17 protein-coding genes are annotated in these 26,178 nt (G+C 65.9%); 11 read left to right on the top strand and 6 right to left on the bottom strand.

The window, feature by feature from the left end; genetic code table 11:
- Positions 1-87: 87 nt before the first annotated feature.
- Positions 88-2,682 carry a GcvT family protein gene (locus ACOGW9_RS12740; protein WP_419911810.1) on the bottom strand — a complete coding sequence of 865 codons (2,595 nt, stop codon included), beginning with the start codon at positions 2,680-2,682 and terminating at the stop codon, positions 88-90.
- A 10-nt stretch (positions 2,683-2,692) separates the two neighbouring features.
- On the bottom strand, positions 2,693-3,931 hold the full coding sequence (locus tag ACOGW9_RS12735; protein ID WP_419911808.1) for an alpha-hydroxy acid oxidase: 1,239 nt from the start codon (positions 3,929-3,931) through the stop codon (positions 2,693-2,695).
- A gap of 139 nt (positions 3,932-4,070) precedes the next feature.
- On the opposite strand from ACOGW9_RS12735, the gene ACOGW9_RS12730 reads away from it, so the two are divergent.
- Together ACOGW9_RS12730 and ACOGW9_RS12725 are read left to right on the top strand one after the other, a co-directional pair.
- The gene (locus ACOGW9_RS12730) at positions 4,071-5,360 is read left to right on the top strand and encodes an aspartate aminotransferase family protein (RefSeq protein WP_419911806.1); all 1,290 of its coding nucleotides are present in this window, start codon (positions 4,071-4,073) and stop codon (positions 5,358-5,360) included.
- Between the two features lie 253 nt (positions 5,361-5,613).
- Positions 5,614-6,996, top strand: coding sequence for an ATP-binding protein (locus tag ACOGW9_RS12725; protein ID WP_419911804.1), 1,383 nt, complete (start codon positions 5,614-5,616; stop codon positions 6,994-6,996).
- 11 nt (positions 6,997-7,007) lie between these two features.
- Here ACOGW9_RS12725 and ACOGW9_RS12720 read toward each other — a convergent pair whose 3' ends face one another.
- Complete coding sequence (locus tag ACOGW9_RS12720; protein ID WP_419911802.1) at positions 7,008-8,072, bottom strand: zinc-dependent alcohol dehydrogenase; 1,065 nt, start codon at positions 8,070-8,072, stop codon at positions 7,008-7,010.
- Positions 8,073-8,115: 43 nt separating this feature from the next.
- The gene (locus ACOGW9_RS12715; protein ID WP_419911800.1) at positions 8,116-9,231 is read right to left on the bottom strand and encodes an alpha/beta hydrolase family esterase; all 1,116 of its coding nucleotides are present in this window, start codon (positions 9,229-9,231) and stop codon (positions 8,116-8,118) included.
- A gap of 30 nt (positions 9,232-9,261) precedes the next feature.
- Between ACOGW9_RS12715 and ACOGW9_RS12710 the strand changes: the two genes are divergently transcribed.
- The 3 genes from ACOGW9_RS12710 (at position 9,262) to ACOGW9_RS12700 (ending at position 14,662) form a co-directional block, all read left to right on the top strand.
- Positions 9,262-10,746: an MFS transporter gene (locus ACOGW9_RS12710; protein ID WP_419911798.1), complete on the top strand. Its 1,485-nt coding sequence runs from the start codon at positions 9,262-9,264 to the stop codon at positions 10,744-10,746.
- Positions 10,747-10,848: 102 nt separating this feature from the next.
- Positions 10,849-12,522 (top strand): SDR family oxidoreductase, encoded by a 1,674-nt coding sequence (locus ACOGW9_RS12705; protein WP_419911796.1) that lies wholly within the window; start codon positions 10,849-10,851, stop codon positions 12,520-12,522.
- Between the two features lie 319 nt (positions 12,523-12,841).
- Complete coding sequence (locus ACOGW9_RS12700; RefSeq protein WP_419911794.1) at positions 12,842-14,662, top strand: AIPR family protein; 1,821 nt, start codon at positions 12,842-12,844, stop codon at positions 14,660-14,662.
- Positions 14,663-14,935: 273 nt separating this feature from the next.
- Here the strand turns inward: ACOGW9_RS12700 and ACOGW9_RS12695 are convergent, their stop codons facing one another.
- On the bottom strand, positions 14,936-18,394 hold the full coding sequence (locus tag ACOGW9_RS12695; RefSeq protein ID WP_419911792.1) for a carboxyl transferase domain-containing protein: 3,459 nt from the start codon (positions 18,392-18,394) through the stop codon (positions 14,936-14,938).
- 112 nt (positions 18,395-18,506) lie between these two features.
- Between ACOGW9_RS12695 and ACOGW9_RS12690 the strand changes: the two genes are divergently transcribed.
- The 3 genes from ACOGW9_RS12690 to ACOGW9_RS12680 all read left to right on the top strand — a co-directional run bounded on the left by ACOGW9_RS12690 (position 18,507) and on the right by ACOGW9_RS12680 (position 21,260).
- Positions 18,507-19,181, top strand: a complete 675-nt coding sequence (locus ACOGW9_RS12690; RefSeq protein WP_419911790.1) for a nitroreductase family protein — start codon at positions 18,507-18,509, stop codon at positions 19,179-19,181.
- Positions 19,182-19,215: 34 nt separating this feature from the next.
- Complete coding sequence (locus ACOGW9_RS12685) at positions 19,216-20,466, top strand: acyl-CoA dehydrogenase family protein (RefSeq protein WP_419911788.1); 1,251 nt, start codon at positions 19,216-19,218, stop codon at positions 20,464-20,466.
- 71 nt (positions 20,467-20,537) lie between these two features.
- The gene (locus tag ACOGW9_RS12680) at positions 20,538-21,260 is read left to right on the top strand and encodes a TSUP family transporter (RefSeq protein ID WP_419911786.1); all 723 of its coding nucleotides are present in this window, start codon (positions 20,538-20,540) and stop codon (positions 21,258-21,260) included.
- Positions 21,261-21,287: 27 nt separating this feature from the next.
- On the opposite strand, the gene ACOGW9_RS12675 is transcribed toward ACOGW9_RS12680, so the two are convergent.
- Positions 21,288-22,514, bottom strand: a complete 1,227-nt coding sequence (locus ACOGW9_RS12675; protein ID WP_419911784.1) for a pyridoxal-phosphate-dependent aminotransferase family protein — start codon at positions 22,512-22,514, stop codon at positions 21,288-21,290.
- A 159-nt stretch (positions 22,515-22,673) separates the two neighbouring features.
- Between ACOGW9_RS12675 and ACOGW9_RS12670 the strand changes: the two genes are divergently transcribed.
- From ACOGW9_RS12670 to ACOGW9_RS12660, 3 genes are all read left to right on the top strand, one after another.
- On the top strand, positions 22,674-23,894 hold the full coding sequence (locus ACOGW9_RS12670; RefSeq protein ID WP_419911782.1) for an aspartate aminotransferase family protein: 1,221 nt from the start codon (positions 22,674-22,676) through the stop codon (positions 23,892-23,894).
- Between the two features lie 30 nt (positions 23,895-23,924).
- Positions 23,925-24,356, top strand: coding sequence for a nuclear transport factor 2 family protein (locus tag ACOGW9_RS12665; protein WP_419911780.1), 432 nt, complete (start codon positions 23,925-23,927; stop codon positions 24,354-24,356).
- A 95-nt stretch (positions 24,357-24,451) separates the two neighbouring features.
- Positions 24,452-26,149, top strand: a complete 1,698-nt coding sequence (locus ACOGW9_RS12660; RefSeq protein WP_419911778.1) for an N-acyl-D-amino-acid deacylase family protein — start codon at positions 24,452-24,454, stop codon at positions 26,147-26,149.
- The last annotated feature ends 29 nt before the right edge of the window (positions 26,150-26,178 follow it).

Genomic DNA, 26,178 nt, shown 5'->3' with positions numbered 1-26,178 from the left:
CCGAACCCCCCGGTTCCGACCCCGCGGCATGCCGATGTGGTGCGCGCAAATTACCACCACTCCGCGCACCACTGCGCGCATTCGCGGCTACAGGCGGACGCGTTGGTTGGTGGGGTCGTAGAAGCTGCGGATCGAGGGCGTGGCGGCGATGCGGCGGCCGGCGATCTCGATGTCGAAGCTGCCGGCGTCGAGCCAGGCCTTGGTGACGGCCTGCGGCTCGGGGTCGGCCGCGGTCGGGTGCGTCACGTAGCCCATCGCCAGGCAGCGATCCTCGGTGTAGCTCCACATGGCCGACGTGACCCGGCCGACGAGCTCGCCGTCGCGGCGGATCGGCTCGTCGTGGTAGGCCAGCACGTCGGGGTCGTCGAGTCGGAACTGGATGAGGCGGTGTGTGCGGGGCTCGTGGCGCTGTGCCTCCAGTGCGGCGCGGCCGATGAAGTCGCACGGCTTGTCCCACGCGATCGCGAAACCGAGGCCGGCCTCCAGCGGCGTGTCCTCGTCGCTGATGTCGTGCCCCCAGTGGCGGTAGCCGCACTCCAGCCGCAGCGTGTTCATGGCGTGGTAGCCGGCGTGTGCCAGCTCCAGCCCGTCCGCGGCTGCGGCGGCGTCGCGCAGTGCTTCGTAGACCGCGACTGCCTCGGCGTTGGGCACATACAGCTCCCAGCCGAGTTCCCCCACGTAGCTCATGCGCACGGCCAGCACCGCAATCGGGCCAGCCGAGGCCGCCACCTCGATGTGCTGCGCAGCGCCGAAGCCGAACGACTCGTTGTCGAGCGCGGCGTCGGTGACTCGGCTGAGCAGATCTCGAGAGTGCGGCCCCATCAGCCCGAGCACTGCCCACTCATCGGTGACGTCGGCGATGTCCACGTCACGATCTCGGCAGTGGCGCCGCAGCCACGCCCAATCGCGGGTCTGGCAGGCAGCCGAGGTGACCACCCAGAATTCATCGTCGCCCAGCCGGGTGACCGTCAGGTCGGCCTCGATGCCGCCTCGCTCGTTGCACCACTGCGTGTACACCGCGCGCCCCGCAGGCACGTCCACCGACGCCACGCTCAACGTGTCGAGCACGTCGAGCGCGTCGGGGCCGCGCACCGTGAACTTGGCGAATGACGACTGGTCGAACACGGCAACGCCGTTGCGCACGGCGTCGCACTCACGCCCGGAGTTCTTGAACCAGTTCTGCTTGCCGTAGCTGTAGCGGTACTCGCGCTCCTGGCCCGGCTCGGCGAACCAGTTGGCCCGCTCCCAGCCGGCCGTCTCGCCGAAGACCGCCCCGGCCGCATCCATCGCGTCGTGCAGCGCCGAGCGCCGCTGGTCACGAGCGCTCGTGTACTGGAAGAACGGCCAGTGCATCGCATACAGCAGCCCGAGACTCTCGCTGATGCGCTCGGCCAGGTAGCCGTTGTCGGCCTGGAATGGCATGGCACGCCGGATGTCGACCGCTGAGAGGTCCATCGGCGGGTGCCGATCGGCGATCCAGTCGGCCAGCACCCAACCGGCTCCCCCCGCGGACTGGATGCCAACGGAGTTGAAGCCGGCCGCCACGAAACAGCCGTCGATCTCGGGCGCTTCGCCGAGGTAGTAGGTGCCGTCGGGAGTGAACGATTCGGGGCCGTTGAAAAACAGCTGCACGCCGCAGTCGGCCAGCGCAGGCACCCGATGGCAGGAGCGCTCGAACACCGGCCCGACGTGGTCCCAGTCTTCCGGCAGCGTCCCGAACTTGAAGTCGCGGGGAATGCCGTCGAGGCGCCACACCTTGGCTTCCGGCTCGAAGAAGCCGACCATGAGCTTGCCGGTCTCTTCCTTGAAGTACGTGTAGTTCGTGGGGTCGCGCACGATGGGCGTGGAGGTGTCGAGGCCTTCGAGCGGCTCGGTGACCACGTAGAAGTGCTCGCACGCCTGCAACGGGACGTTCACGCCGATCTGTGCGGCGAGGTGGCGGGTCCACATGCCGGTGGCCAGCACCACCGTCTCGGTTTCGATGAGGTGGTCGCCCCCAGCGGCGTCACCGGTGCCGCTCGCGGCGCCGGGTGTCAACTCAGTCCGGACGCCGCAGATGGCACCGTTGCGGGTCTCGAGCCCGGTGACCGCGACTCCCTCGATGATCCGGCAGCCGTGCGCACGTGCGCCCTTGGCGAGCGCCATCGTGGCGTCCACCGGCGAGACCAAGCCGTCGTCTGGCAGGTACAACGCTCCTACCAAGTCGTCTGTGCGCATCAGCGGCCACATCTCAGTGAGCTCGTCCATGTCGATCTGGCGAGATTCGACGCCGACAGTGGCCCCCATCGACGCGCCCCGCAGGATCTCCTCCCAACGCTCGGCGTCAGACGCCACCGAGATCGAACCCGGCGCACGGAAACCGGTGGCCTGGCCCGTCTCGTCTTCCAGTGCCTCGAACAGGCGCACCGAATAGGTGGCGAGCTTGGTGAGGCTGTACGTCGCCTTGAGCTGCGCCGCGAGACCGGCGGCGTGCCATGTGGTGCCCGCCGTGAGCTGGTTCTGCTCCAGCAGCAGCACGTCGGTGATGCCCCGACGCACCAAGTGGTACGCAACGGCGCACCCAACGATCCCGCCGCCCACGACGACCACTTCGGCACGATCTGGGATCGTGCGATTGGGCCCGGCACGATCCGGGATCGTGCGATCGCCAAGGGCGCGCCCGGGTGAAGTCTTTTCTGCCATCAGTGCCGCCTCAGACGCGTTCGAGCAAGTCGGGGGTCAGGTCCGCAGTGGAACGCACGCCGTTCAGGCGCATCGTGCGGGTCATCCCCTCGACGAAGTAGTTGAGCACCCAGTCGACACCGGTCTCGCCCGCGGCACCAAGGGCATACAGGTACGCCCGGCCGATCATGGCTGAGTCAGCACCCAGTGCCAGCGCTTTCACGATGTCGCTGCCGCGCCGGATGCCGCCATCACAGATGACCTCGCACCGGTCGCCGACGGCTTCGCGGATTGCAGGCACGCACTCCACCGGCGCAGGCGCCCCGTCGAGCTGGCGTCCGCCGTGATTCGACACAATGACGGCGTCGAGCTCCATGTCGGCAGCGATCTTGGCGTCGTCGGGCGACAGCACCCCCTTGAGCATCACCGGGCCGTCCCAGCGATCGCGGAACCACTCGATGTCGTCCCATGACAGCGACGGATCGAACTGGCTGTTGATGTAGTCGGCCAGGGCCACCGCGTCGCCGCCGTCGCCGCCGGCCGCGCCTTCGCAATTCGAGAACTTGATCGGTTCGTTGCTGAGGAAGTCCAGGAGCCAGCGCGGATGCAGCAATCCGTCGATGATCGTGTCGGGGCCTAGCTTGGGGGGAAGGCTGAAGCCGTGCCGGACGTCGCGCTCGCGGCGTCCCAGCACTGCAGTGTCGACCGTGATCATGATCGCCTCGTAGCCGACTGCCGCCGAGCGCTTCAGCAGATCAGCCATCAGTTCGCGGTCACGCCAGACGTACACCTGGAAGAACTTCCTGCCGTCGCAGACGTCAGCGACCTCCTCGACCGAGCGCGTCCCCATGGTCGACAGCGAGTACGGGATGCCGGCGCGCTCGGCGGCGCGGGCCACAGCCAGCTCTCCTTGAGAGTGGGCGATGCGGTCAAAGCCGGTCGGTGCGATCACGAGCGGGATCGGTACTTCTTGGCCCAGGACCCTGCCCGAGATGTCCACATCGGTGACGTCCCGCAGCACTCGAGGCCGGAACTGCCAGCGGTGATACGCGGAGACGCTGCGCTCAGCGCTGACCTCGTCCTCCGCTGCCCCGTCGATGTAGTCGAAGCAGCCGACCGGCATCCGGCGTTTGGCCATACGCCGCAGGTCAGACACGTCGGCGGCGCGGATCAGGTGCCTCTTGTCGGCATCGCGTTCGAACTCGCCGAACTGCATAACGCTGCGGGCGGTCTCGAAAGCCTGCGTGACCCATTTGGTCAGACCTGCCATGGCATGCCTCCCTCCGCTGGCCGCTCAGGGTGCCCACGAACTCTACGATGTGCTCGAACTTCCACGTGCCCGTTCCGTATGCGCCGGAGGCTGCGGTTCGGGCATCCGATTTTTCTGAACGAAGCGAAAGTGAGCCGACATGGCTTCGACCGCCGATCTCGCGGAGCGCTACCGGGCCGTCCTGCCCAGCTTCATCAGCCCGCTGTACGCCCAGCCCGTCTCGATCGATCGGGGCGAAGGCAGCTACGTCTTCGACCACGAGGGCAACCGCTACCTGGACTTCTTTGGCGGGGTCCTCACGACCATGATCGGGCACTCCAATCCCGCCGTGGTGCAGGCCGTGCAGTCCCAGGCAGCCAAGGTGATGCACACATCGACGCTGTATCTCAACGAGGAGATGATCTCGTTCGCCGAGGAGGTCGCCGCCGTATCGGGCATCTCGGATCCCCGGGTGCTCTTCACCACCTCGGGCAGCGAGGCGAACGACACCGCCATCCTGCTGGCAACCAACTTCCGCAACAGCAACCAAGTGCTGGCGATGCGCAACAGCTACCACGGCCGCTCGCTCACCGCCCAGGCCATCACCAGCCACCGGGGTTGGTCCACCACCTCTCACAGCGGGCTCGACGTGCACTTCGTGCAAGGCGGCTACCGGCTGCGCAGCCCGTTTCGCGACCTCGACGACGATGCCTTCACCAATGCCTGCGTGGAGGACCTCGTCCAGCTCATCGACATGACCGACTCAGGGGGGTTCTCGGCGCTGATTGCCGAGCCCATCCAGGGCGTCGGAGGGTTCGCGGTGCCTCCGGACGGCTTCTTCGGAGCGCTGGGCAAGGTGCTGCACTCGGAGGGAATCCTGTTCATCTCCGATGAGGTGCAGACCGGCTGGGGCCGCACCGGAGAGCACTTCTGGGGTTACGAGGCCCACGGCATCACACCCGACGCGATCACTTTCGCCAAGGGCGTCGGGAACGGCATCACGCTGGCCGGGATCGTGGCGCGTGCTGAACTCATGAACTGCCTCACCCGCACGTCGTTCACCACATTCGGCGGCAACCCCCTCTCGACCGCTGCGGGTCGGGCCACCTTGCGCTATGTGCTCGAGAACGACCTGCAGGCCAACGCCGCTGCACGGGGGGCGCAGATGCAGGCTCGCTTGGCGACGGTGTGCGATGCGTCGCCGCATGTCGCTGAGCTGCGCGGCAAGGGGCTCATGCAGGGCATCGAGTTCTGCCACCCCGGCAGCATCGAACCCGACGCCCCGACGTCGACCGCAGTGGTGGAAGCCGCCAAGGAACGCGGCCTGCTCGTGGGCAAGGGAGGCCTGTACGGCAACGTCATCCGCATCACGCCGATGCTGAACGTGACCGAAGCCGAGCTCGACGAGGGACTCGACATCCTCGTCGGGGCCCTCGAAGCACTCAACTGACCCGATCGGGTTCAGCCCGGCGGGATCAGAAGCGCAAGAGATGAGAAAAAGTAGCGCTCCTGAGAATTCGTAGTGTTTCCGAGGAATGGCAGCCTTTGCGCCTAGCCGCGATCCCCGGTGTCGAACATCAGCGACACCATTCGTTTCAGTGCTCAAGTGCTACTGCTGAGGATTACGAAATTAGGATTAGTGGTCATACAGAAATAGGATGAGACCTCTGACGTAATTGTGATTTGAAGCTATTGTCGTGTGCATGGACCTGGTCGACAGGCACATGCGGCCTCGGCTGGCGGACGCGCTCGACAACGCGCGGGTCGTGATCCTGCACGGTGCCCGTCAGTGCGGCAAGACCACGCTGGCCCGTGCCGTTGCAGCAGCGCGCGGCGGCGCGTACATCACGCTCGACGACCAACAGATGCTCGATGCTGCGCGTGCCGATCCGCGCACCTTCCTGCGCGCCTATGCGCCGCCACTGGTAATCGACGAAGTGCAGCTCGGCGGAGATCGACTGGTACGCGAAATCAAGATCGCCGTGGACGAGAACGACACTCGCGGCCGCTTCTTGCTCACTGGTTCAACGAACTTCCTGACCGTGCCGACCGTCAGCGAATCGCTGGCCGGGCGGGCCGTCATCTTGCGACTGTGGCCGTTCTCTCAGCTGGAGCTGGCTACCGCGGCGCGAGATGCCGCGGACGGCCGACGGGGCGACCCGAGTGCGGGATCTGCCGAAAACCGCTTCGCGACGCTCAGCGGTCAAGATCGCGACGGCACAGCATCTGTCGTCGAGCGTTGGTACGAAGGGGGCGCTGCCGCGCCGGAATCGTTCGCCGTCGGGGGGGCCGACTGGCCCGACCGTGACGGCTACTTGGAGATGGTGTGTGCCGGCGGTTACCCCGAGGTGCAGCAACTCGCGCCAGCGGGACGCGCCGAGTGGTTCGACAGTTACGTCGAGACGGTCATCAGCCGCGACATCGTGAGCCTCGGCGACATCCGGCGCTCCGAACTCCTCGGACGGCTGCTGCGCCTTACCGCCGCCAACACGGCCAGCGAGGCGAACCTGACGCGTTGGTCGCAGCAACTCGGCGCCGACCGGGCGACCGTGGAGTCGTATCTGGGCTGGCTGCGCACGGTGTTCCTGGTCCACGAACTGCCGTCGTGGACCCGCAACCGATCGGCACGCGTCGTGCGTCGGCCGAAGCTGCACCTCACCGACAGCGGGCTGGCCGCAGCGTTGAGCGGTGTCGACGCCGCCGCGCTGCGCACGCCGACCGCGACCGCAACCGGCTCGCTGCTGGAGACGTTCGCCGTGAGCGAGATCGCCCGCCAACTGGCAGCCCACGCCGATCGTGCGACGCTCTACCACTATCGCGACAACGCGGGTCGTGAAGCAGACCTCATTGTGGAGCGGCCCGACGGCACCATCGTCGCGATCGAAATCAAGGCCACATCCTCGCCACGCGCCACCGACCTGCGTCACATTGCCGCCCTGCGCGACAGCCTTGACCGCGCAGAGCCGGGCGCATTCCGCGCCGGCGTCCTGCTGCACACCGGCCGCCACGCGGCCAGCTTGGGCGACCGGCTCCACTCAGCCCCCCTTGCAACGCTCTGGGAATCCCCGACTCGATCGTATGACTGAGCCAGCCAAGGTCAGTCGAAGCTGACCGAGACCTTCAGCGCTCCGGCGTCGTGGGGCTCGTGGGCCAGCCGGAAGGCGTCGCCGATGTCGCTCACGTCGAACACGTGGCTGAGGAGCGGAGACACGTCGATGTCGCCCGAGGCAATGAGCTGCAGCGCTTGACGGAATGACATCGAGCCGGGCTCGTCCTGGGCCCCGTAGGTGCTCGCGGCAGAGAGCCGCTTGCGGAAGAACTTCTGGAAGCGCACATGGATGTTGTCGTCGGTCGACGGCAGTCCGAACCACAAGAGCTGACCATCCATGCGTACGAGCTCGACTGAATCAAGAAACGTGTCCGAACGGCCGACCGCCTCGATGACATAGTCGGCGCCGCGGCCATCGGTCATGTCCTTAACCGCCTCGATGACACCGGCGTTGCCGAGCTCGGCGGCATTCAGGCACTCGTCCGCGCCGTAGGCCTCTGCTACTGCCAAGCGAGTCGGTGACAGGTCAGAGACGATGACCCGCTCCGCGCCGGCTCGCTTCAGCAGGTAGGTGAAGAACAGCCCCGCCGAGCCTTGGCCCATGACCATGACGGTCTCGCCGGTGACATCACGTGGGTGCTGGCGCATGGCGTAGATCACCGTGCCGAGCTGCTGGCCCATGAGCAGGTGCGAGCGAGGCACGTCGCTGGCCGGCAACGGCACGCAGTAGCTGGAGTTGATCCGCTGGAAGGCGTTGAAGCACTCGCCTACCGGCGGGTTCGGGAACGTCAGCACGTGCGTGCCCTCCGGAAGCCCGGGCGCCCGGCTCTCCACCACCACGCCGATGCCTTCGTGGCCTGGGAAGCCATGCGGGCAGGGCGGACGATGCGCCAGGCCGGCGCCCATCATCACCATGTGCAGGTCACTGCCGCAGATCGATGCCATCTCCGAGCGGATGAGCACGTCGTAGTTCACCGCCGTCATGCCCAAGGCGGCATCGGGCCGGGACGATGGTGCGGCATCTGACGAGGCCTCGTCCAATGGCGGCACCGGGATCTCTTCGCACACCATGCGACCCACATCGACCATCCGACCCGCCTTCATCATCTCCATGCGTCTGCTCGCTTTCTGCCCCACGCCCTGCTGCTGATCATTCTCATTGGTTCAGCGAATACTGGCTCATGAACGCCCAGCCGTCCGAGGTGGCGCTGATGCCCGCTTCTGAACCGGCACCGTTCTTGCCGTTGCCTTTCCCCCACGATGAGCCGGGCCAGACGTGGCCGAGGCCCTCGACCGCGTAGAAGCGCAGTTCGACACCGTCATCGCAGCCGGTGTAGCTCGTGAGCGATGTCGTGGAGTCAAACTCGCTCTCAGTCACGACCGCGCATCCGAATGCAGCTGCGAACTCCGCGAGCTCGTCGGGGATGATCTCCGCGAAGAACGCTTCGAGCTCCCGGGCCTTCTCGTCATCGATCTGCACACCCTGCAACAACACCGATTCTCGGCGGTCGTCGAAGGGCACAACTTCGTCGTCCGTGCCGTGAACGGCTGCCATCGCCACGGCGCGGGAGGGTTGGCACCCTTCGGGATGGCTGATGCCGCCGACAGAGAACGTTGCTGCAATCCGATCTGCCAATTTGCAGGCCAGGTACGCACTGAAGTAGCCCCCGTTCGAGAATCCGGTCGCATAGACGCGTGATTCGTCGACGCACGCTTGTTCGGAGACTCGTTCGATCAGATCCCCGACGAACTGCACATCGTCACGCGACGAGGTATCGCTGTGGGCGAGCTCCCAACTCCGGACGCCTCCCCAGTCGTTGTCGCCCAGACCGGACGGGTGGACGACCACGAAGCCCTCGTCATCGGCCAGATCGGTGTAACCCGTGTAGGCCGCCTGGCCGGGTCCGTCGCCGCCCAGGCCGTGAAAGTTCACGACCAACGGTGCGGGCGCCGACCCCGATGCCGACGCCGGCACATAGAGCAGGTACTCGTACTCGTTGCCTCCCGAGGCGAGACGGTGGCGGCCATGGGAACCGACGACATCCGCATCCGGTACGCAGCCATCTGAGGCAGAGGCGCTCGTCGACGGTGCGGCCTCCTGCGATGTCTCGGGTGCTGACGCTGCTGGGACGGCTGCCGACGATGTGGGTCGCACCGTCGTGCCGGCTGCGCGGTCCCCTGACGTGCACGCCGCAGCAGCAAGCGCGCACAGCACCGTCACGCACATGACCCGCTGCGGACCGATGAGGCTGCGGTGCCACAGCAGGCGCATCGGGGAAAGTTAGCTGGCAGGCTGTCGGGCGTGAATGTGCCGGTGGCGACCGCTGAGCGCAGCCAACGGTTCGTTCGGGGCTGGGTTGTGCTCGCCGGCGTTTTCGGGGTGATGATGATCACCTCGGGCATGGTGTTCTACGCCCTCGGCGCGTTCTTGGACGCTTTCGTGGACGAGCAGGGCTTCAGCACCGGACTCGCGGGCGCAGGCGTCGGCATCTTCTTGCTGGCGTCGGGACTGTGCGGGTACTACACGGGCAAGCTGGTCAATCGATTCGACGCCCGCTGGGTGATCACCGCTGGCACCGCTGTCAGCACCATCGGCATGGCACTGCTGTCACAGGTGCGCAGCGGCTGGCAGATGTTCGTCGTCATGACCATTTTCGGCATCGGCTTCGGGCTCTGCGGTCTGGTGCCCACCACGACGCTGGTGACGCGCTGGTTCGAGCGCCGGCGTTCGGTGGCGATGGCGATCTCGTCTACCGGTCTGTCGCTCGGCGGCATCATCCTGCTGCCGCAGATGAGCGTTCGAATCGAAGCGGACACGTTGATCTACTGGGCGCCCCGATTCGCCGTCGTGTACTGCGTTCTGCTGCTGATCTCCACGTGGTTCTTTCTTCGGGCATGGCCCAAAGATGTGGGGCTGCTGCCCGACGGCGCCAGACAGTCCAGCGATCCGGGCGAGACGCCCACCGGACCGCCGCCCGGAACGCCGTACCAGCAGGCCATCCGCACGAGGTTCTTCGTCTTCACCGCCATCGGTTTCGTGCTGGTGATGAGCAGCCAGGTCGGGGCGATTCAGCACATGTACAAGTTCACCGGGGATCGGCTGGGGCTGGAGACAGCCGCCGCCGGCGCTGTGCAGGTGCTCGCGGGCACGAGCGTCGTGGCAAGGATCTGCGGCGGCATCGCAGCGCTGAAGGTGTCGCTGCGCTGGCTCACGATGGTGCTGATGGTGGTGCAGGTGGTTGGGCTGTGCCTGCTTGCTGTGGCTGGTAGCGGGCTTGCCATCCTGTTCGGCGTGCTGGTGCTGGGCAGCGCCATGGGCAATCTGCTGATGCTGCACCCGCTGATCCTGGCTGACGCCTTCGGCGTGCGGGACTACCCGCGCATCTACGGCTTCGGCTCTTTGCTGATGGTGTCCGGCCTGGCCGGGGGGCCGTTCCTCACCGGGGTCCTCAACGATGCGTACAGCTACCGGTCCGCGTTCTTCGCCTTGGCAGCAATCGCCGCAGTGGGTCTGGTCATCTACAGCTTCGCCGGCAACCCGGCCCGCGACTATCTCACGGCACCGGCACCGGAATCCGAGTGGGCAGCCCCGATTCGGCCTCGATCCGCACGACCGACGCCGACACCCGTCCTGACCGCCACGCGTCATCTCCCCGAGGGAGTGCGCCAGCCGGTGCTCGCCGGCAACGGCATCAACGGCGCTCTCGAAGACGCAGCCGAACTCGACGAGGTCGAACAGATACGCGACCGCACCGCTCCCGCTGTCTGGGCCGTGGAATCTGCGTGACCTGGCCGGGTCGGTCTGCTGCTCCTGATCCATCGCACCTGATCGGCCGATGAGGTCGTCTCGCGACCTCGATTCACCCGCCATGGCAGCAAAAATGAGGTCGTGAAACTCGCGGTACTCGGTGCGACGGGGTACGTCGGCGGCCGTCTCGTGCCGCACCTGATCTCCAGTGGCCACGACATGGTGTGCGTCTCGCGCAATCCTCAGCGACTGGCGAACCGCCCCTGGCGCCAAGACGTCGAGGTGCGCTCCGGCGACGTGGCTGACGCTGCGTCGCTGAAGGTGGCGCTGGCCGGATGCGACGCTGCGTTCTACCTCGTTCATGCCATGGGCATGACCGACGACTTCGCACGCGCTGACCGGATCGGCGCCCAGAACATGGCGCACGCTGCTGAGGCCGTGGGGCTGCAACGGATCGTGTATCTCGGCGGGCTCGGCAGCGACGCACCCTCGGAGCTGTCGCCGCATCTGGAGAGCCGGCATGAGGTCGGGCGATTGCTTGCCAGCGGGTCGGTGCCGGTCACCGAGCTTCGGGCGGCGGTCATCATCGGCTCGGGCAGTGCTTCCTTTGAAATGCTGCGACATCTTGTCGAAGTGCTGCCGGCGATGATCTGTCCTCGCTGGGTCACGGCCACTCGCTGCCAGCCCATCGCCATTGCCGATGTCCTGCACTACCTCGGCGAGGCGGTGGGCATGCCCGCGGGGGCACACGAGATCGCCGAGATCGGCGGCCCAGATGTCGTGTCCTATCGCGACATGATGAATGCCTACGCGCGCTGTGCAGGTCTGCGACGGAGGCTGATCCTGCCAGTGCCGGTGCTCACCCCCCGCCTGTCGGGGCACTGGGTCAAGCTGGTCACCCCGCTTCCTTACGACCTTGCGCGGCCGCTCGTGGACAGCCTTGTCAATGACGTCGTGGTCAGCGAGGCCCGCAGCATCGATCGTTGCCTAGAGGCTGAGCCCCGGGCCCGAGCGGCCCGCGAGCGCAGCGAGCTAGAGCGGGAAGCACAGGGCGAAGCCGTGGCCCGAGCGGCCCGTGAGCGCAGCGAACAAGAGCGGGAAATAACGGGCACCGCGACGGAAGGCTCCGCCAATCCGCGCATGCGCTCGGGGCATCAACCACTGTCCTTGGACGAGGCCCTCGAGCGGGCCTCGCAGCATGTTCAGGACCTGGACATCACGACCAGCTGGATGGACAGTGCTGCGAGTCGCACAGCAGCGTCGCCGATGCCCCAAGACCCCGATTGGGCTGGGGGGACCGTGCTGGCAGACGAGCGCGAGGTGTTGGTGGACGCGTCCATCGAGGACGCATTCGCGACGGTGTCAGGCATCGGCGGCCAGCGCGGCTGGTACGCGAGCCAATGGCTGTGGCAGCTGCGAGGAGCGGTTGACAAGCTGATCGGAGGCGTGGGAATGCGGCGGGGTCGGCGACACCCCGATGACCTGCAGGTCGGCGACGCCGTCGACTTCTTCCGCGTCGAGGTACACGAGCCGCCCAAACTGCTTCGGCTGCGGGCAGAGATGCGCGTGCCCGGCGACGCATGGCTGGAATGGCAGCTCAGCGAGTCAGCCGAGGGAGTGCTGCTGTGTCAGCGGGCACGCTTCCATCCCAGGGGCGTGCTCGGCCGCCTCTACTGGTGGTCGCTCGTCCCGATCCACACGATGATCTTCCGTGAGCTGATCGTGCGGCTGGCATCTGCGGCCGAGGCCCGGGCGGTGCAGCCCGATCATGGTCGGCTCGAACAGGGCCAATCAAGTCAAGGCCGCAAGAGCTAGGGCCTGAATGCGATCGGGCGCATTCTCCGCACGTCGATCCGTCCAAGTACCCAAACGGTTACGGACCCCCGAGTGTACGATTAGCGATCCGCAAGATGCCGCCCCATTTCGAATTTGCACGACCTTTGAAGAAGCAGACGGGATGAGGTGTCACATCTAGAGTTTCTGGAGCGATGCGTAACCGATGTTTGAGTGCCACTGGTCGCGTCGGTCCGCTTGAGTACCATGAACCACTACTCCCGCCTGTCATTCAGCTCGACATCATTCCGAGGAGTCGGCACGGCAAGTCCCCCAATCGTGGAAGGAGGGTCGTCGAACCGTGACCAGCCAATCAAACTCCAGTGCCTTCCCAACGCGACTGAGGCAACGCTGTGAGGATTTGGCGCAACAGTACGGTTTCAAGGCCAACGACCTAGCACGCGGCTTTGAAAGCTACCTTGCGCATTTGTTCGTACAGGAAAGCGGTTTCCAAGAAGTCCTCGAAGGACAGCAGCCTCATAGCGCAGACTTAAGTGAAGTTATCCTACGGCGTAATGATCTAGGAGTCGATGTTGTACTCGAAGATTCTGAGAACAAGCAGCTGCTTCTAGTCCAGGCAAAATGGTTAGGCAAAGGAACTGCGTTCCCGAATAACGAGCTACAGAGCTTCTTCGGCCTCCATACCAAGCTCTGCGAGCCAGACTATATTGCGACCGGGAGCGATATGGCGCGAGAGCTGCTCGGCGGCTACAGAGATCGGGTACGTGATCACTACACAGTGCGATTCCGATTCGTTACGAATCGGGTTCTTCCAAAGACTGAGAGAATCGGTCTGATTAGGGACAGCGCAAACAAGGGCTACGAGGACGCTGGCTTGCCCATAGTATGTGAGATCTTCGGGCAAACTGAACTCAAGGAACTGGAATCCCAAGTCAAATCTACTGATGCCGGCATACTGAAATCCATCACATTTGCCGTCAAGGGTAACGACGTGGTCGAGTTCCGTCAACCATCTCACAGCCTAATATGTCGCATATCGGGCAATGAGCTGACAGATCTCTACAAGCAACACAAACAAGAACTGTTTGCCCTCAACATACGCCTTCCGATGACACTAAATCGTGCCATCAACCGGGATATACGAGACACAGCCGAAAAGGAACCCGAGTCATTCTTCTTTTACAATAATGGAGTCTCGGCCGTCTGCCATGAATTTGAGTACAATGAGCAACAAAATCGTGTTGAGGCAAAGCGATTCCAGATAATCAATGGTGCCCAAACAGTTGGTGCTATCGCTGGTGCCAACTCGACAGACAAGGTTTCCGTGCTATTTCGTCTGACGGCGACCGGCGACGCTACAGGCGGCGAATTCACTGAGAACATCATCCGCTTCAACAATACTCAAAACCCGATCCAAATCTCGGACTTTAGGGCGAACGATCAAATTCAGCAGTTTCTAAGGGAGCACCTTAATCGACGGTCTGGAAAGGGGCCAGTCCCGTCCTTTAGCTATCAGCCAAAACGTGGTAAACGTATCACGGGTGATGCAGGGCCTATCTTGACCTCAGACCAGCTTGCTCGAATCCGCTATTCGTTCCTTCACGGTCCCGTCCGCACATACAAAGAGCCCAAATTGCTCTTTGACACCTCAGATTCCGGACTCTACTGGTGGGCTTTTGGTGATCAGGGCCAGTCACTTCAGTCTTGGACTGAACCAGAACTTGATGAGGCAGCTATTTCCATTGCGCTCGACGATATATTCAAAAAAGAAAGCCGTGCCCTGCGGAATCAAGCGAAGAAGTCTGATGCAGGTCACGGCCATAATACAGAAGGTGGAGGCCGGGCTCCTACCTTTGGTGAACCTAACTACTTGTATCGGCTTTCGAGATACTTGGTTGGCTTGGTTGCCGTTGGCTTGAGATTGAGTCGCGAGGAGGGTCGATTCGAGAGCTATAAGGAGTTGCTGAGCGGCAAGAACCACTTTGACCAGATTACTGGAAGTGCTATCGAGGACGCACGACGCATTGTCCGTTTCGAGATCAATAATCGCATCGAAACGCGGGCAGAATCACAGCCGGATTACAATCTAGCTCGTGATGAGCGCACATGGGAAAAATTGCGCCGGCAAATGGAAACTGAAACGCTGACTCGGTTACATTAGGCTTGAGGCGTTCGCTACGAAGGCATGGTTCCACTGCGGCGCTTGCTGATGTCGCCAAGTGAACCGAACGATACCTGCGCTAGAGTCTTCAGTTCGAAATCAGTTCTCCCGAATTTGCAAATGGCCTGAGTCCAAGAAGAGGCGCATTTGCGATAAGGAGCGACCATTCCTAGTAGAGATTGGACTGGGTTCGTTTCTGGTGTGCCGCTGCAGATAGTCCAAGAGGAACACGGTCACCGCAAGGGAAGCCAATGATGGATCCAGTGCATTCTCTTAGGGCCGAAATGCGATGGCGCGGGGCACGAGCTGGGCTGGCCGGTTCACGACCCGGTAAGCGCCTTCGATCCACTCGCAGATCAGCCGGCGGGTCTCGCGAGGATCGATCATCTCCTCGATCTGGAACCGGTTGAGCGGCCCGATGGGGCCACGCGCCGCCTCGATACGCGCTTCGAGCTCGGCCCGCAGCGCCACCGGGTCCTCCGCCTCAGCCAGCTGCCGCTTGTAGGCGGCCTCGATGCCGCCTTCGGGCGGGATGCCGCCCACGTCGGCGGCCGGCCACACCACACGGGCGTTGTGCTGGCGCCGGGGCGTGGCGTAGTTGTTGCCAGCCACGCCGAAGCTGCGGCGCATGAGCACCGTGAAGATCGGTACCGCGGCCTGCGCGAATGCCGTCATCCAGGTTGCGCCCTTGCGGATGGTGCCGGTGATCTCGTGCTCGACGCCGACTGCGAAGCCGGGGTTGTCGCACAGGTTCAGGATCGGCATATGGAAGAGGTCACACAGGTCGATGTGACGGGTCAGCTTGTCGCAGCCGTCGGCGGTCAGCGCGCCGCCGTTCGGATGACGGCTGTCGGACGCCAGCACGCCGACCGGGTGCCCGTTCATGCGGGCAAACCCGACGACCTGATCGGTGCCCCACAGCGAACCGATCTCGAAGAACGAACCTCGGTCACAGATCAGCTCGATGCCCCGGCGGATGTCGAACGTCGTGGTGCGCTTGCGGGGGATCAGCGTCAGCAGCTCCTCGTCACGCCGGTCCGGCGGATCGTCGGGGTCCGGCGGCAGCACCGGCGGCGTCTCGTACACCGACGACGGCAAGTACGACAGGAATCGCCGAACGAGATCGGCTGCTTCTTCCTCGGTCTCGGCGAGATTGTCGACCGAGCCGTTCGTGCAGTGGATGCGCCAGTCGCCGAGATCTTCCTTGGAGATTTCGTAGCCCATGGCGTGGCTCACGACCGGCGGCCCTGCCACGAACAGCTGCGAGATGTCGCGCACCATGACGGCGAAGTGCCCCAACACGGCCTTCGCCGCTCCGATGCCGACCACGCTGCCCAGCAGCATGTTGACCACCGGCACCGTCGTGAGCTGCTCCGCATACTCGGTGCTGCCCAAGTGCGACGGCAGGAACGAACCTCCCCCACCCGTCACCCGTGGCCGGCCCGCCTTGATGGCCCCGGTGCTCTCCTTGGCACTGCTCTCGCCTTCCTTGCGCTGCTCGGGCACCATCGAGGCGACGCTGCCGCCGCCGGACGAACCGTCCAGCAGCCGGATGGAGGGCACGCCAAGTTCGGTTGACAGCAGGTCCAAGTAGAAGCTCTTGGCGCCGATGGCACCGTCGGCATGGCCGCCTCGCGACGTGAAGTCGTCGGCGCAGACCACGACATCCCGGCTGTGGATCTTGCCGGTCCCACCGACATGGTTGGCTGGCGTGAAGGCTGCGATCTCGCCCTCGTCGTCGTAGGAAGCGAAACCGGCCAGGCTGCCGACCTCACGGAAGCTGCCGTCGTCGAGCAGCAAGCGGATGCGGTCCCGGCAATGCAGCTTCCCCCGGTTGCGCTGGCGAACCACGCCCGGCTCGTCTGAGTCCGGACCCAAGCGTTCTTCGGCGAGCCGTTGCAACGTCTGCACGTCATCCAGCAGCGGCTCCCAGCCGCTGGGGGCCGCGCCCGCGCTCGAAGCGCCACCGGCCGCGGCGCCGGAAAGCACCACAGCCAGCACGTCGCCGGCCGCCAGCTGGTCGCCGGGTTGCAGGTCGCGCAGTGCTGAGACTGTGCCCTCGCATGGAGCGGTGACCTCCGTCTCCATCTTCATGGCCGACAGCACCACGAGCGCTTGCCCCGCTGTCACGGCGTCGCCAGCGCTCACCCGGACCTCGACGACGCTGGCGGGCAGCGGGCTGCGAATTGCTACCTCACCGTCGGCGAGCTCGCGGTCCGGCCATGTCGACGCCGGCGCCGTGGCCGGTGACGGCGTCGCAGGCATCGCCGCTGAGGCGGGTTCCAACATCGCGGCGCGCCGCGAGGCGCTGCCGCTCATGTCGCCCGACATTCCGTTGGTGCTGGTGGCGGCCGCCGCCCCGTCTGCGAGCGGCACCATCTCGGCGAGCAACGTGGTGCGTGCATCACCAATGCGCACGGCGGGGTGGCCCAAGATCTGGCGAAGCGTGTCGATGTTCGTGGGCAGCTGGCCGATGTGGAAGTCAGCCAATGCGGTCGAGGTGCGGGCTACTGCTGCTTCGAGGGTGCTGCCGGTGCCGATGACCTTGGCGAGCAGTGGGTCGTAGTGCGGTGGCGGTGTGTAGCCGGCATAGCCGGCGGCGTCGACCCTGACGCCCGCGCCTGACGGTTCGTGGTACGCCGAGATCGCGCCCGAACCAGTCGCCACGACTCGTGCCTGCACGGCGTAGCCGCGCGGAGCGGCCACGAACGCCTCCGCGGCCTTGTCTCGGTCTGCGCTGCCCGGAACAACGCCGATCTCCTCCAAGCGCGCACCTGCAGCGATCCTGAACTGCGCCTCGACCAGATCGACGCCGGTGACCTGCTCGGTGACGGTGTGCTCCACCTGGATGCGCGGGTTGCACTCGATGAAGAAGTGGTCCCCGGTCTCGGGCGACACCAAGAACTCCACCGTTGCTGCATTCGCCAGACCGGCCTGTGCAGCGAGCCGAACAGCATCAGCATGCAGCCGGTCACGCAGGCTGGCATCAAGTCCCGGCGCAGGAGCGATCTCGATGACCTTCTGATTGCGCTGCTGCACCGAGCAGTCCCGTTCATACAGGTGCGCCACGCTGCCGTGAAGGTCGGCGAGCACCTGCACCTCGATGTGGCGCGGTCGTTCCACGAGGCGCTCCACAAACACAGCGCCGTCGCCGAACGCCGCTGCCGCCTCGCTGGTGCACCGCTCGAACGCCTCGGCGATGTCCTCGATGCGCTCCACAGCGCGCATGCCCCGGCCGCCGCCGCCGGCTGCAGCCTTCAGCATCACCGGCAGACCGACCTCCGCGGCGGCGTCGGCCGCCGCTGCCGCATCGGCGACGGCCCCCGGCGATCCGCCCGCGACGGGAACGTCGATCGAAGCAGCCAATGCGCGGGCGCGGACCTTGTCGCCGAAGAGTTCGAGCGTGTCGGCGGCGGGGCCTACAAAGGCGAGGCCCGCTTCGGCACAGCCAGCGGCAAAGGCCGCGTTCTCCGCCAAGAAGCCATAGCCCGGATGGACGCAATCGCAGCCGTGTTCGGTTGCAATCCGCAGCAACGCGTCGATGTCCAGGTATGCGGCCAACGGGTCGCCGCCCGGCAGCGGAGCGACCTGGTCGGCGGCCGTCAGGTGCAGCGAGCGCTCGTCCACCGGCGCGTGCACCGCCACCGTCTCGATTCCCAAGGCATCAGCAGCCTTGGCGATCCGGATAGCGATCTCGCCGCGATTGGCGATCAGGACACGGGTGAAACTCACGATCCCCCCTCGATATGGCCATCACATGGCCGTGACATGGCCGGGTACCGGCGATTCTGGCGCGAAATTGATCCTCGGCGCGGAGTTGGCCGACCGGTGCGAGACTGGCGAGATGGAGATTTACGACGTCATGCGCACAACCTTCGCCGCTCGGGACTTCACCGACGACGAAGTCACCGACGAAGTGCTGTACCGCATCTTCGACAATGCCCGGTTCGCCGCCAGCGGCGGCAACCGGCAGGGCCACAAGGTCATCGTGGTACGCGATCCCGCCCGCAAGAAGCGCCTCGGCGAGCTGTGTATTCCGGCGATGCGCGTTGCCGCGGCGCAGGTCGCTGCCGGCGAGGTATACTGGCAGAGCTACAGCCCGTCATCGGTGAACATCGAAGAGGCCATGGCCGACGAGTCGCTGAAGTTCCCGCTCCCGATGTTCGAGCACATGGACCAGGTGCCCGTCGTGCTGGTGATCACCGTCGATCTGCGCAACGTCGCCTCGATCGACAAGGAGCAGGATCGCATCGGGGTGGTCAGCGGCGCGTCGGTGTACCCGTTCGCGTGGAACATCCTGCTGGGTGCTCGCAACGAGGGCCTGGGCGGCGCGATGACCACATTGCTCTCGGCAAACGAGCCCGCAGCCAAGGAACTCCTCGGGCTGGAGGATTGGGAGGCGGTGTGCGCCCTGCTTCCGATCGGCAAGCCCACCAAGCAGCTCACCAAGCTGAGCCGAAAGCCGGTCGAGGAGATTGCCGTGCGCGAGCGGGGCGACGGGGAGCCCTTCACGATCTAGCGACCGCGGCACACCCCCGCAGGAGGAAGCATCGATGGCCATCGACTTCAGCTTGAGCCCCGAACTCGAGGAGCTCCGCAAGCGCATCGCCGCGTTCATCGACGCCGAGGTACGTCCGGTCGAGACTCGCATCGACGACGAGCGGCTCGAGGACACCGACCGGGACGCCTACGTCGGGGCACTGCTCGGAATGCGCAAGCGGGCGCAAGACGAAGAGCTCTGGTTGCCGCACATGCCCGCTGAGTGGGGCGGCATGGGGCTCGGTCACGTCGAGATGGCCATGGTGCAGGCCGAGGCCGCCAAGACCCGGTTCGGCCCGTGGGTGCTCAACTGCCAGGCGCCCAACGAGGGCAACATGCATACGCTGCTGCACTGGGGCACCGACTCCCAGAAGCAGCGATACCTGGCGCCGCTGTGCGAGGGCCGCGCCGAGTCGTGTTTCGCCATGACCGAGCCCGAGGTGGCCGGCTCGGATCCCACGCTCATCCAGACCCGCGGCTACCCAGACGGCGACGAGTGGGTGCTGAACGGGCACAAGTGGTTCATCTCGAACGCGCACCGTTCCAAGTTCGCCATCCTCATCGCCCGCACCGAGGACAACCCCGACATCCCCCAGGCCGGCAACTCAGCGTTCATCGTCGACCTGCCGGCCGACGGCTGGACCGAAGTGCGCCAGATCGAGACCATGCACGGCTCGACGGGCCACAGCGAGATCCTCATCGAGGACTTGCGCGTCGGCGCCGGCCAGATGCTGGGCGGTCGGGGCCAGGGACATCTGCTGGGCCAGTACCGGTTGGGGCCGGCGCGCCTGGCGCACTGCATGCGCTGGATTGCCCAGGCTCAGACGGCGCTCGACATGATGGTCGATCGGTCGCTCAACCGGTTCGCCCACGGTTCACTGCTCGCCGAGAAGCAGGGCATCCAGTGGATGATCGCTGACAGCACCATGGAGCTGTACCAAGCGAAGCTGATGGTGCTGCACGCGGCCTACAAGGTCGACCGGGCGCAGGCCGGCACCGGCGAGGACTTCAAGGCCGAAGTGTCGATGGCGAAGCACTTCGTGGCGAACATGCTGGGCCGGGTCATCGACCGGTCGATCCAGGTGCACGGAGCGCTCGGCTACTCCACCGACACCCCGCTGGCGCACATGTACCAGCACGCCCGCTGGGCCCGCTTCGCCGACGGCGCTGACGAGGTGCACCAGATGCGCATCGCGCAGCGCACCATCGCCGCCTATACCGACACCGGCAGCACCGGGGCCGCTACCGGCAACCTGCCGGTGTGAGCGTGCCCATACCGCAAGGGGCCAGATGAGCGGTTGGGGAAGCACCTCGTGAGCCGCGACGTGCTCGATTCATGAGCGTCCTGGAGTATGTGGTCGTGGCGGTGGTGGTCGCCGCCGGCGCAGGAACACAGGCGTGCATCGGCCTCGGCATGGGCCTGATCGTGGGACCAGTGCTGGTGACCATCGAGCCGACGGGAATCCCTGGGCCGATGCTGATGCTGGCGGGCGGCATCAATATCCGCAACGCTGTCGCGGACCGAGCGGCGCTGAAAGCCCCGGCCTTGCGCCGGCAGTTGATCGCGGCACCCCTCGGTCTGGTCGGCGGTGTCGCGCTGCTGACCGTGCTGAGCGACCGCTCGCTGGCGATCGCTGTGAGCGTGTTCGTGCTGGCGGCCGTGTCGGCGCAGGCCATCGGCTTCCGGCCGCCCGAGGGTCGCCGGGCCGACTATGCGGCCGGAGCCGGCACGGCGTTCTCATCGTCGGTGGCGGCAGTGCCCGGGCCGGTGTACGCAGTCTTCGCCAGCCACTGGGAGCCGGCAGCCCTGCGGGCCACCTTGGCCACCTTCATGCTGATCGTCGGCACGGCGATCATCGCTGCCCTCGTCATCATCGGAGAGTTCGGTCTGCGGGAGCTCTGGCTGGGGCTGGGCTTGTTGCCAGCAGTTGCGCTGGGTCTGCCGATCGGCAGGTGGCTGCGGCCGCGTCTGGCAGGTCCACGCTTCCGGATCATCGTGCTCTCGGTCGCAGCAACCAGCGCCTCCGTCGTACTCGTCCGCCAGCTCCTCGCCGGCTGATACTTGTTCCGCTGGCGCGAGCGGCGGTCACGACCAGGGGTCTTCGGGACCGGGGGCCGGCTTGGGTGCTGGGGTCGTGGCCTGGGCGATGACCTGAGCGGCGGCGGCCACACCGGAAGTGCCCATCGGCGCGTCGATGGCCGCCAGAGTGGCCTCGATGGTGCCGAGTGTGCCGAGCAGCATCGGCGGGTTGAGATGGCCCATGTGGCCGATGCGGAACTCGGCGTCGGCATTGCCGGTGATGCTCAGCCCCAGGGTCAGTCCGGCCTCGGACTCGCACGTGGCGCGTAGCTGCTGCGCGGAGACCTCGCCGGTGCGGATCATCGTGACCGAGTTCGAACGATGCGCTGGGTCCACCACGTTCAGCTCGAGCCCGCCGGGTGCCGACCACGCATCGACGGCTGCGTGGATGGCGCCCGCCATCACACGATGGCGCTCCCAGACGTTCTCCAGGCCCTCCTCGTCGATCATGTCGAGTGCCTCCGCCAAGCCCCAGAGGTGCTGGACAGGCGGCGTGCCGCAGAAGATCCAGTAGTGGGCATCGGGATCGGTGCGCCTCGTCCAGTCCCAGTACGCGGTGCGCAGGTCCGCTCGCTGGTGTGCCTCCCACGCCTTGGGACCGACCCAGACCATGCCCAGGCCCGGGGGCACCATCAGGCCCTTCTGGCTTCCCGACACGGTCACGTCGACACCCCACGCGTCCATCTCGAACGGCTCGCATCCCAGCGAGGCCACGCAGTCGGCCATCAGCAACGCCGGATGGTCCGCCTCGTCCATGGCGCGGCGCACGGCGGCGATGTCATTGCGCACCGACGACGCGGTGTCCGTCTGTGCCACGAGCACAGCGGCGAACTCGCTGCCGACATCGGCTCGCAGCCGTTCGGTGACGGCATCGGGGTCGATGGCCGCTCGGTCCGCAGCGTGCAGCACCTCGAACTTGACTCCGCTCATCGCGGCCATCTCGGCCCAGTTCGTGGCGAAGTGGCCGACTTCGAGCACCAACACCGTGTCGCCACGAGAGAGCGTGTTGGTGATGGCCATCTCCCAGGCGCCGTGGCCGTTGGAGATCGCGATATACGCCCGGTGCTCGGTGCGGGCGATCGCCGGCAGCCGTTCCAGCAGCGAATAGGTGAGGTCCACCACCTCGCCCTCGTAGATGTTCGGGATGGGCCGGCGCATCGCATTCAGCACCCGGTCGGGGATCACCGACGGGCCCGGGATCATGACAAGCGGGCGGCCGTGTCGCAGCGACATTGCAACTCCCTTCAGCGATCGTGCCCACCGGCGCGTCGCCAAGCGCCATCAGCCTAAGGACGCTGAGGCCCGGGCCCGAGCGCACGCGTAGGCTGCCGTCAGAGCGGCGCCCTCGCCTGCCAGGGCGGACGCTGCAGAACACACACGGGGGTGCCCACGATGAGCAACAACGCACTCATCCATCCGTATTCGGTCCTCAGCCGCGACGAAAACACCTACGTCCGGATTGTCTCGGGCAACGGCGTCAAGCTGACCGACGAAGCCGGCAACGAGTACATCGACGCGCTCGCCAGCCTGTGGCTGTGCCAGATCGGCCACGGCAACCGGACGGTCATCGACGCCATCAACGCGCAGCTGGAGCAACTGCAGACGTACAACACGTTCGAGCCGTTCTCGAATGGTCCCGCGGTCGAGGTGGCCGAGATGGTGCGCGCTCGGTCGCAGCACCCTGACGGGCGAGTGTTCTTGGCATGTTCGGGCTCCGAGGCCGTGGACACCGCGCTGAAGTTCGCTCGACGCGTTCAACAGCGCAAGGGCGACACCGATCGGCAGATCATCGTTCGCCGCACCGCCGGCTACCACGGTGTGAACGTGGGAGGCACCAGCGTTCAGGGAGGGGCTGCCTACCGCGAAGGCTGGGGTGACCTGATGCCCCATGTGCTCGAGATCCCCAACGACGACATCGAACCGGCTGCGCAGCTGTTCGCGACCCACGGCGAGCGAATCGCCGCCGTCATTACTGAGCCCATCCAGGGTGCCGGAGGCGTGATTCCGCCACCGACCGGGTACTTCGAGGGGCTTCGTCGGCTGTGCACCGACAACGGTGCGCTGCTGATCTTCGACGAGGTCATCTGCGGCTTCGGGCGCACTGGCAGTTGGTTCGGAGGCCAGACCTTCGGCGTGAAGCCAGACATCTTCACCTTCGCGAAGGGCGTCACGTCGGGCTATATCCCACTGGCTGGTGTCGTGGTGTCACGGGACATCGCGGACCTGCTCGAAGCCGACGAGGCCAAGTTCATGCACGGCTACACCTATTCGGGCCACCCGACGGCGTGTGCCGCCGGGGTCGCGAACCTCGGCGTCATCGAGTCCGCAGGGCTCGTCGAACGGGCCACCCACATTGGCGAGAAGCTCGAAGAGGGCCTGCGGGCGTTGCAGGCCGACGGCATGATCGAGAGCTACCGCGGGCTCGGCGGCATCTGGGCCTGCGACATCGGCCGCGACGCGGCGGAGACCCGCGATGCGTTCCTCAAGCGCGGTGTGATCACGAGGGCCATCGGCAACGCGCTCGCATTCTGCCCGCCGCTCATCATCACCGACGAGGAGATCGGGCAGATCTTCGACCGGCTCGACGACGCGCTGCGCGCCACGGCGGCCTAGATCGCTGCGCGACAGGAAGGAAGGACGACCATGGAGAGCGATGAGACGCGAGCGCTGATGGAGCGCTACTACGCAGCGCTGACGACGGCCGACAGGGACACGATGCTCGAATGCCTCGACCCTGAAGTCACCTGGGTGCTGCCCGAAACGGCCGCTCAGGGCAATGCCGTCGACACGATGACGGGTGCCAACGAGGTGGTCGAGGCCCTGGGGGGTCGTGTGGTCAGGCAGACCTTCGACATCCGCCAGCCGATCAGCCTCGAGGTCCGCAGGATGATCGTCGACGGCGGCACTGCAGTGGTGCAGCAGCGATTGACCGCCACCGCCAAGGCCACCGGCCGCGAGTACGACAATCAGTACTGCTGGGTGTACGACTGCCGCGATGGGCTCATCGCCCACATGGAGGAGTACACCGACACGCTGTACGCGGCACAGCGGATGAGCTGGGACATCGACGGCTGAGGCCACCGCCCGCAGCCGAGCGAGCACCGCGCCGAGCGCGCCACAATCAAGGCACGGCAATTCGCCGGACAGGCCGAGTCTCAGGGGAGTCCGACATGAGCACCTTCGACATCGTCGTCAAAGACGGCATGATCTTCGACGGGACAGGGGCACCGAGAGTGCGCGGCGACCTTGGCATCGCCGACGGCAGGGTCGCGACCGTCGGCCGGGTCGACGCCCGCGAGGGCGCCAAAGTCATCGATGCCTCCGGCATGCACATCGCCCCCGGCTTCGTCGACTTGCACACGCACTACGACGCGCAGGTCTTCTGGGACCCCTACTGCACGCTGTCGGGCTGGCACGGCATCACCTCGGTGGCCATCGGCAACTGCGGATTCGGCTTCGCCCCGGTAGATCCCGACATGCGCGAGTACGCCATGCGCTCGATGACCCGCGTCGAGGCCATCCCGTACGAGTCGATGCGCCAGGGCATGCCCTGGGACTGGGTGACCTTCCCGGAGTACCTCGACAGCCTCGAACGCACGCCCAAGGCGATGAACATCCTCCCGTACGTGCCGATCGGCCCGATGCTGGTGATGGTGCTCGGCCTCGACGATGCGAAGTCTGGGCGGCTGCCCACAGAAGGCGAGCACGAGATGCTGGCCAAGCTGGTGCACGAGGCGATGGACGCGGGCGGCTGCGGCTGGTCGGCGCAGCGGCTGCCACCGACCGGTCCCGCTGCGGTGCAGCGTGACTGGGACGGCACGCCGATGCCGACCGACATGATGAACGACGAGACCGCCCGGGTGCTGGCCCGCGTGCTGGCCGAGCGCAACGAGGGCGTCGTGCAGATGACGCTCACCAGCGGCAACGTCGCGCACGACATGGCCCACCTCGAGGAGATCGCATCGATCAGCGGCCGGCCGCTGCTGCACAACGTGGTGCAGGCGTTTGAGGACAAGCCCAACATCCACCGCCGTCAGATCGAGTGGCTGGAGCGCTGCCGTGAACAGGGCGTTCCGGTGTACGGCCAGGGCGTGACCAGCGATGCCGGCTTCACGTTCACCCTCGAGGATTGGAACCTCTACGACGACTCCGAGGCCTGGATGGAAGCCTGCATGGGCGACAAGGCCGAGCGCTTGGCCAAGATGGCCGACCCCAGCCGCCGGCAGGCGCTCAAGGACACGATGCCCCGCACCGCGACCGCGGGCATCGAGACGGTGACGATCCTGTCGCCGCGCAGCGAATCCACCGAGCAGTACCGGGAGATGTCGGTCGGCCAGGCGGCCGAAGTCGCCGGCAAGCACCCGGTGGACCTCATGCTGGATGTGGCCGTCACGGACGGGCTCGACACGCTGTTCTTCGTGGCGCCGCCGCAGGGCAACTCAGAGCTGCTGCGCGACGTGGTGCAGTACCCGCACATGCTGTTCGGGGTGTCAGACGGCGGCGCACACACGAAGTTCCTCACGGCGGGGCGCTACCCCACCGAGACGCTCTCCGAGCAGGTGCGTGAGAACCAGTGGGTGACCTACGAGGAAGCGCATCGTCGGCTGGCGGCGCTTCCCGCGCAGCTCGCCGGATTCCGCGACCGGGGCCTCATCCGCCAAGGCGGTCCTGCTGACGTCGTGGTGTACGACCCCGAAAACCTGGCAGTCGGCCCGAACGAGGTGGTGCACGACCTGCCGGGCGGCGAGTGGCGCCGCATCCAGCGGGCCAGCGGCTACCGCAGCGTCATCGTGAACGGCGCCGAGACCATCTCCGAAGACACCCAGACCGAGACCTACAGCGGCCAGCTCCTCCGCCACGGCGGCTGACCAGCCTCAGGCATCACCTCAGATTCGAT

Origin of the sequence: Candidatus Poriferisodalis sp. (assembly GCF_965203655.1) — a bacterium.
Lineage (GTDB): Bacteria > Actinomycetota > Acidimicrobiia > Acidimicrobiales > Poriferisodalaceae > Poriferisodalis.
Note: the sequence above shows the minus strand (reverse complement) of the source record. Positions and strands in the feature narration are given on the sequence as shown.

Bases quoted from the DNA above. Each gene is read 5' to 3' on its own strand.
- ACOGW9_RS12690 (WP_419911790.1), top strand. From the start codon at position 18,507: ATGGAGATTTACGACGTCATGCGCACAACCTTCGCCGCTCGGGACTTC.
- ACOGW9_RS12670 (WP_419911782.1), top strand. From the start codon at position 22,674: ATGAGCAACAACGCACTCATCCATCCGTATTCGGTCCTCAGCCGCGAC.
- ACOGW9_RS12730 (WP_419911806.1), top strand. From the start codon at position 4,071: ATGGCTTCGACCGCCGATCTCGCGGAGCGCTACCGGGCCGTCCTGCCC.
- ACOGW9_RS12740 (WP_419911810.1), bottom strand. From the start codon at position 2,682: ATGGCAGAAAAGACTTCACCCGGGCGCGCCCTTGGCGATCGCACGATC.
- ACOGW9_RS12685 (WP_419911788.1), top strand. From the start codon at position 19,216: ATGGCCATCGACTTCAGCTTGAGCCCCGAACTCGAGGAGCTCCGCAAG.
- ACOGW9_RS12725 (WP_419911804.1), top strand. From the start codon at position 5,614: ATGGACCTGGTCGACAGGCACATGCGGCCTCGGCTGGCGGACGCGCTC.
- ACOGW9_RS12735 (WP_419911808.1), bottom strand. From the start codon at position 3,931: ATGGCAGGTCTGACCAAATGGGTCACGCAGGCTTTCGAGACCGCCCGC.
- ACOGW9_RS12720 (WP_419911802.1), bottom strand. From the start codon at position 8,072: ATGGAGATGATGAAGGCGGGTCGGATGGTCGATGTGGGTCGCATGGTG.
- ACOGW9_RS12675 (WP_419911784.1), bottom strand. From the start codon at position 22,514: ATGTCGCTGCGACACGGCCGCCCGCTTGTCATGATCCCGGGCCCGTCG.
- ACOGW9_RS12715 (WP_419911800.1), bottom strand. From the start codon at position 9,231: ATGCGCCTGCTGTGGCACCGCAGCCTCATCGGTCCGCAGCGGGTCATG.
- ACOGW9_RS12680 (WP_419911786.1), top strand. From the start codon at position 20,538: ATGAGCGTCCTGGAGTATGTGGTCGTGGCGGTGGTGGTCGCCGCCGGC.
- ACOGW9_RS12665 (WP_419911780.1), top strand. From the start codon at position 23,925: ATGGAGAGCGATGAGACGCGAGCGCTGATGGAGCGCTACTACGCAGCG.
- ACOGW9_RS12660 (WP_419911778.1), top strand. From the start codon at position 24,452: ATGAGCACCTTCGACATCGTCGTCAAAGACGGCATGATCTTCGACGGG.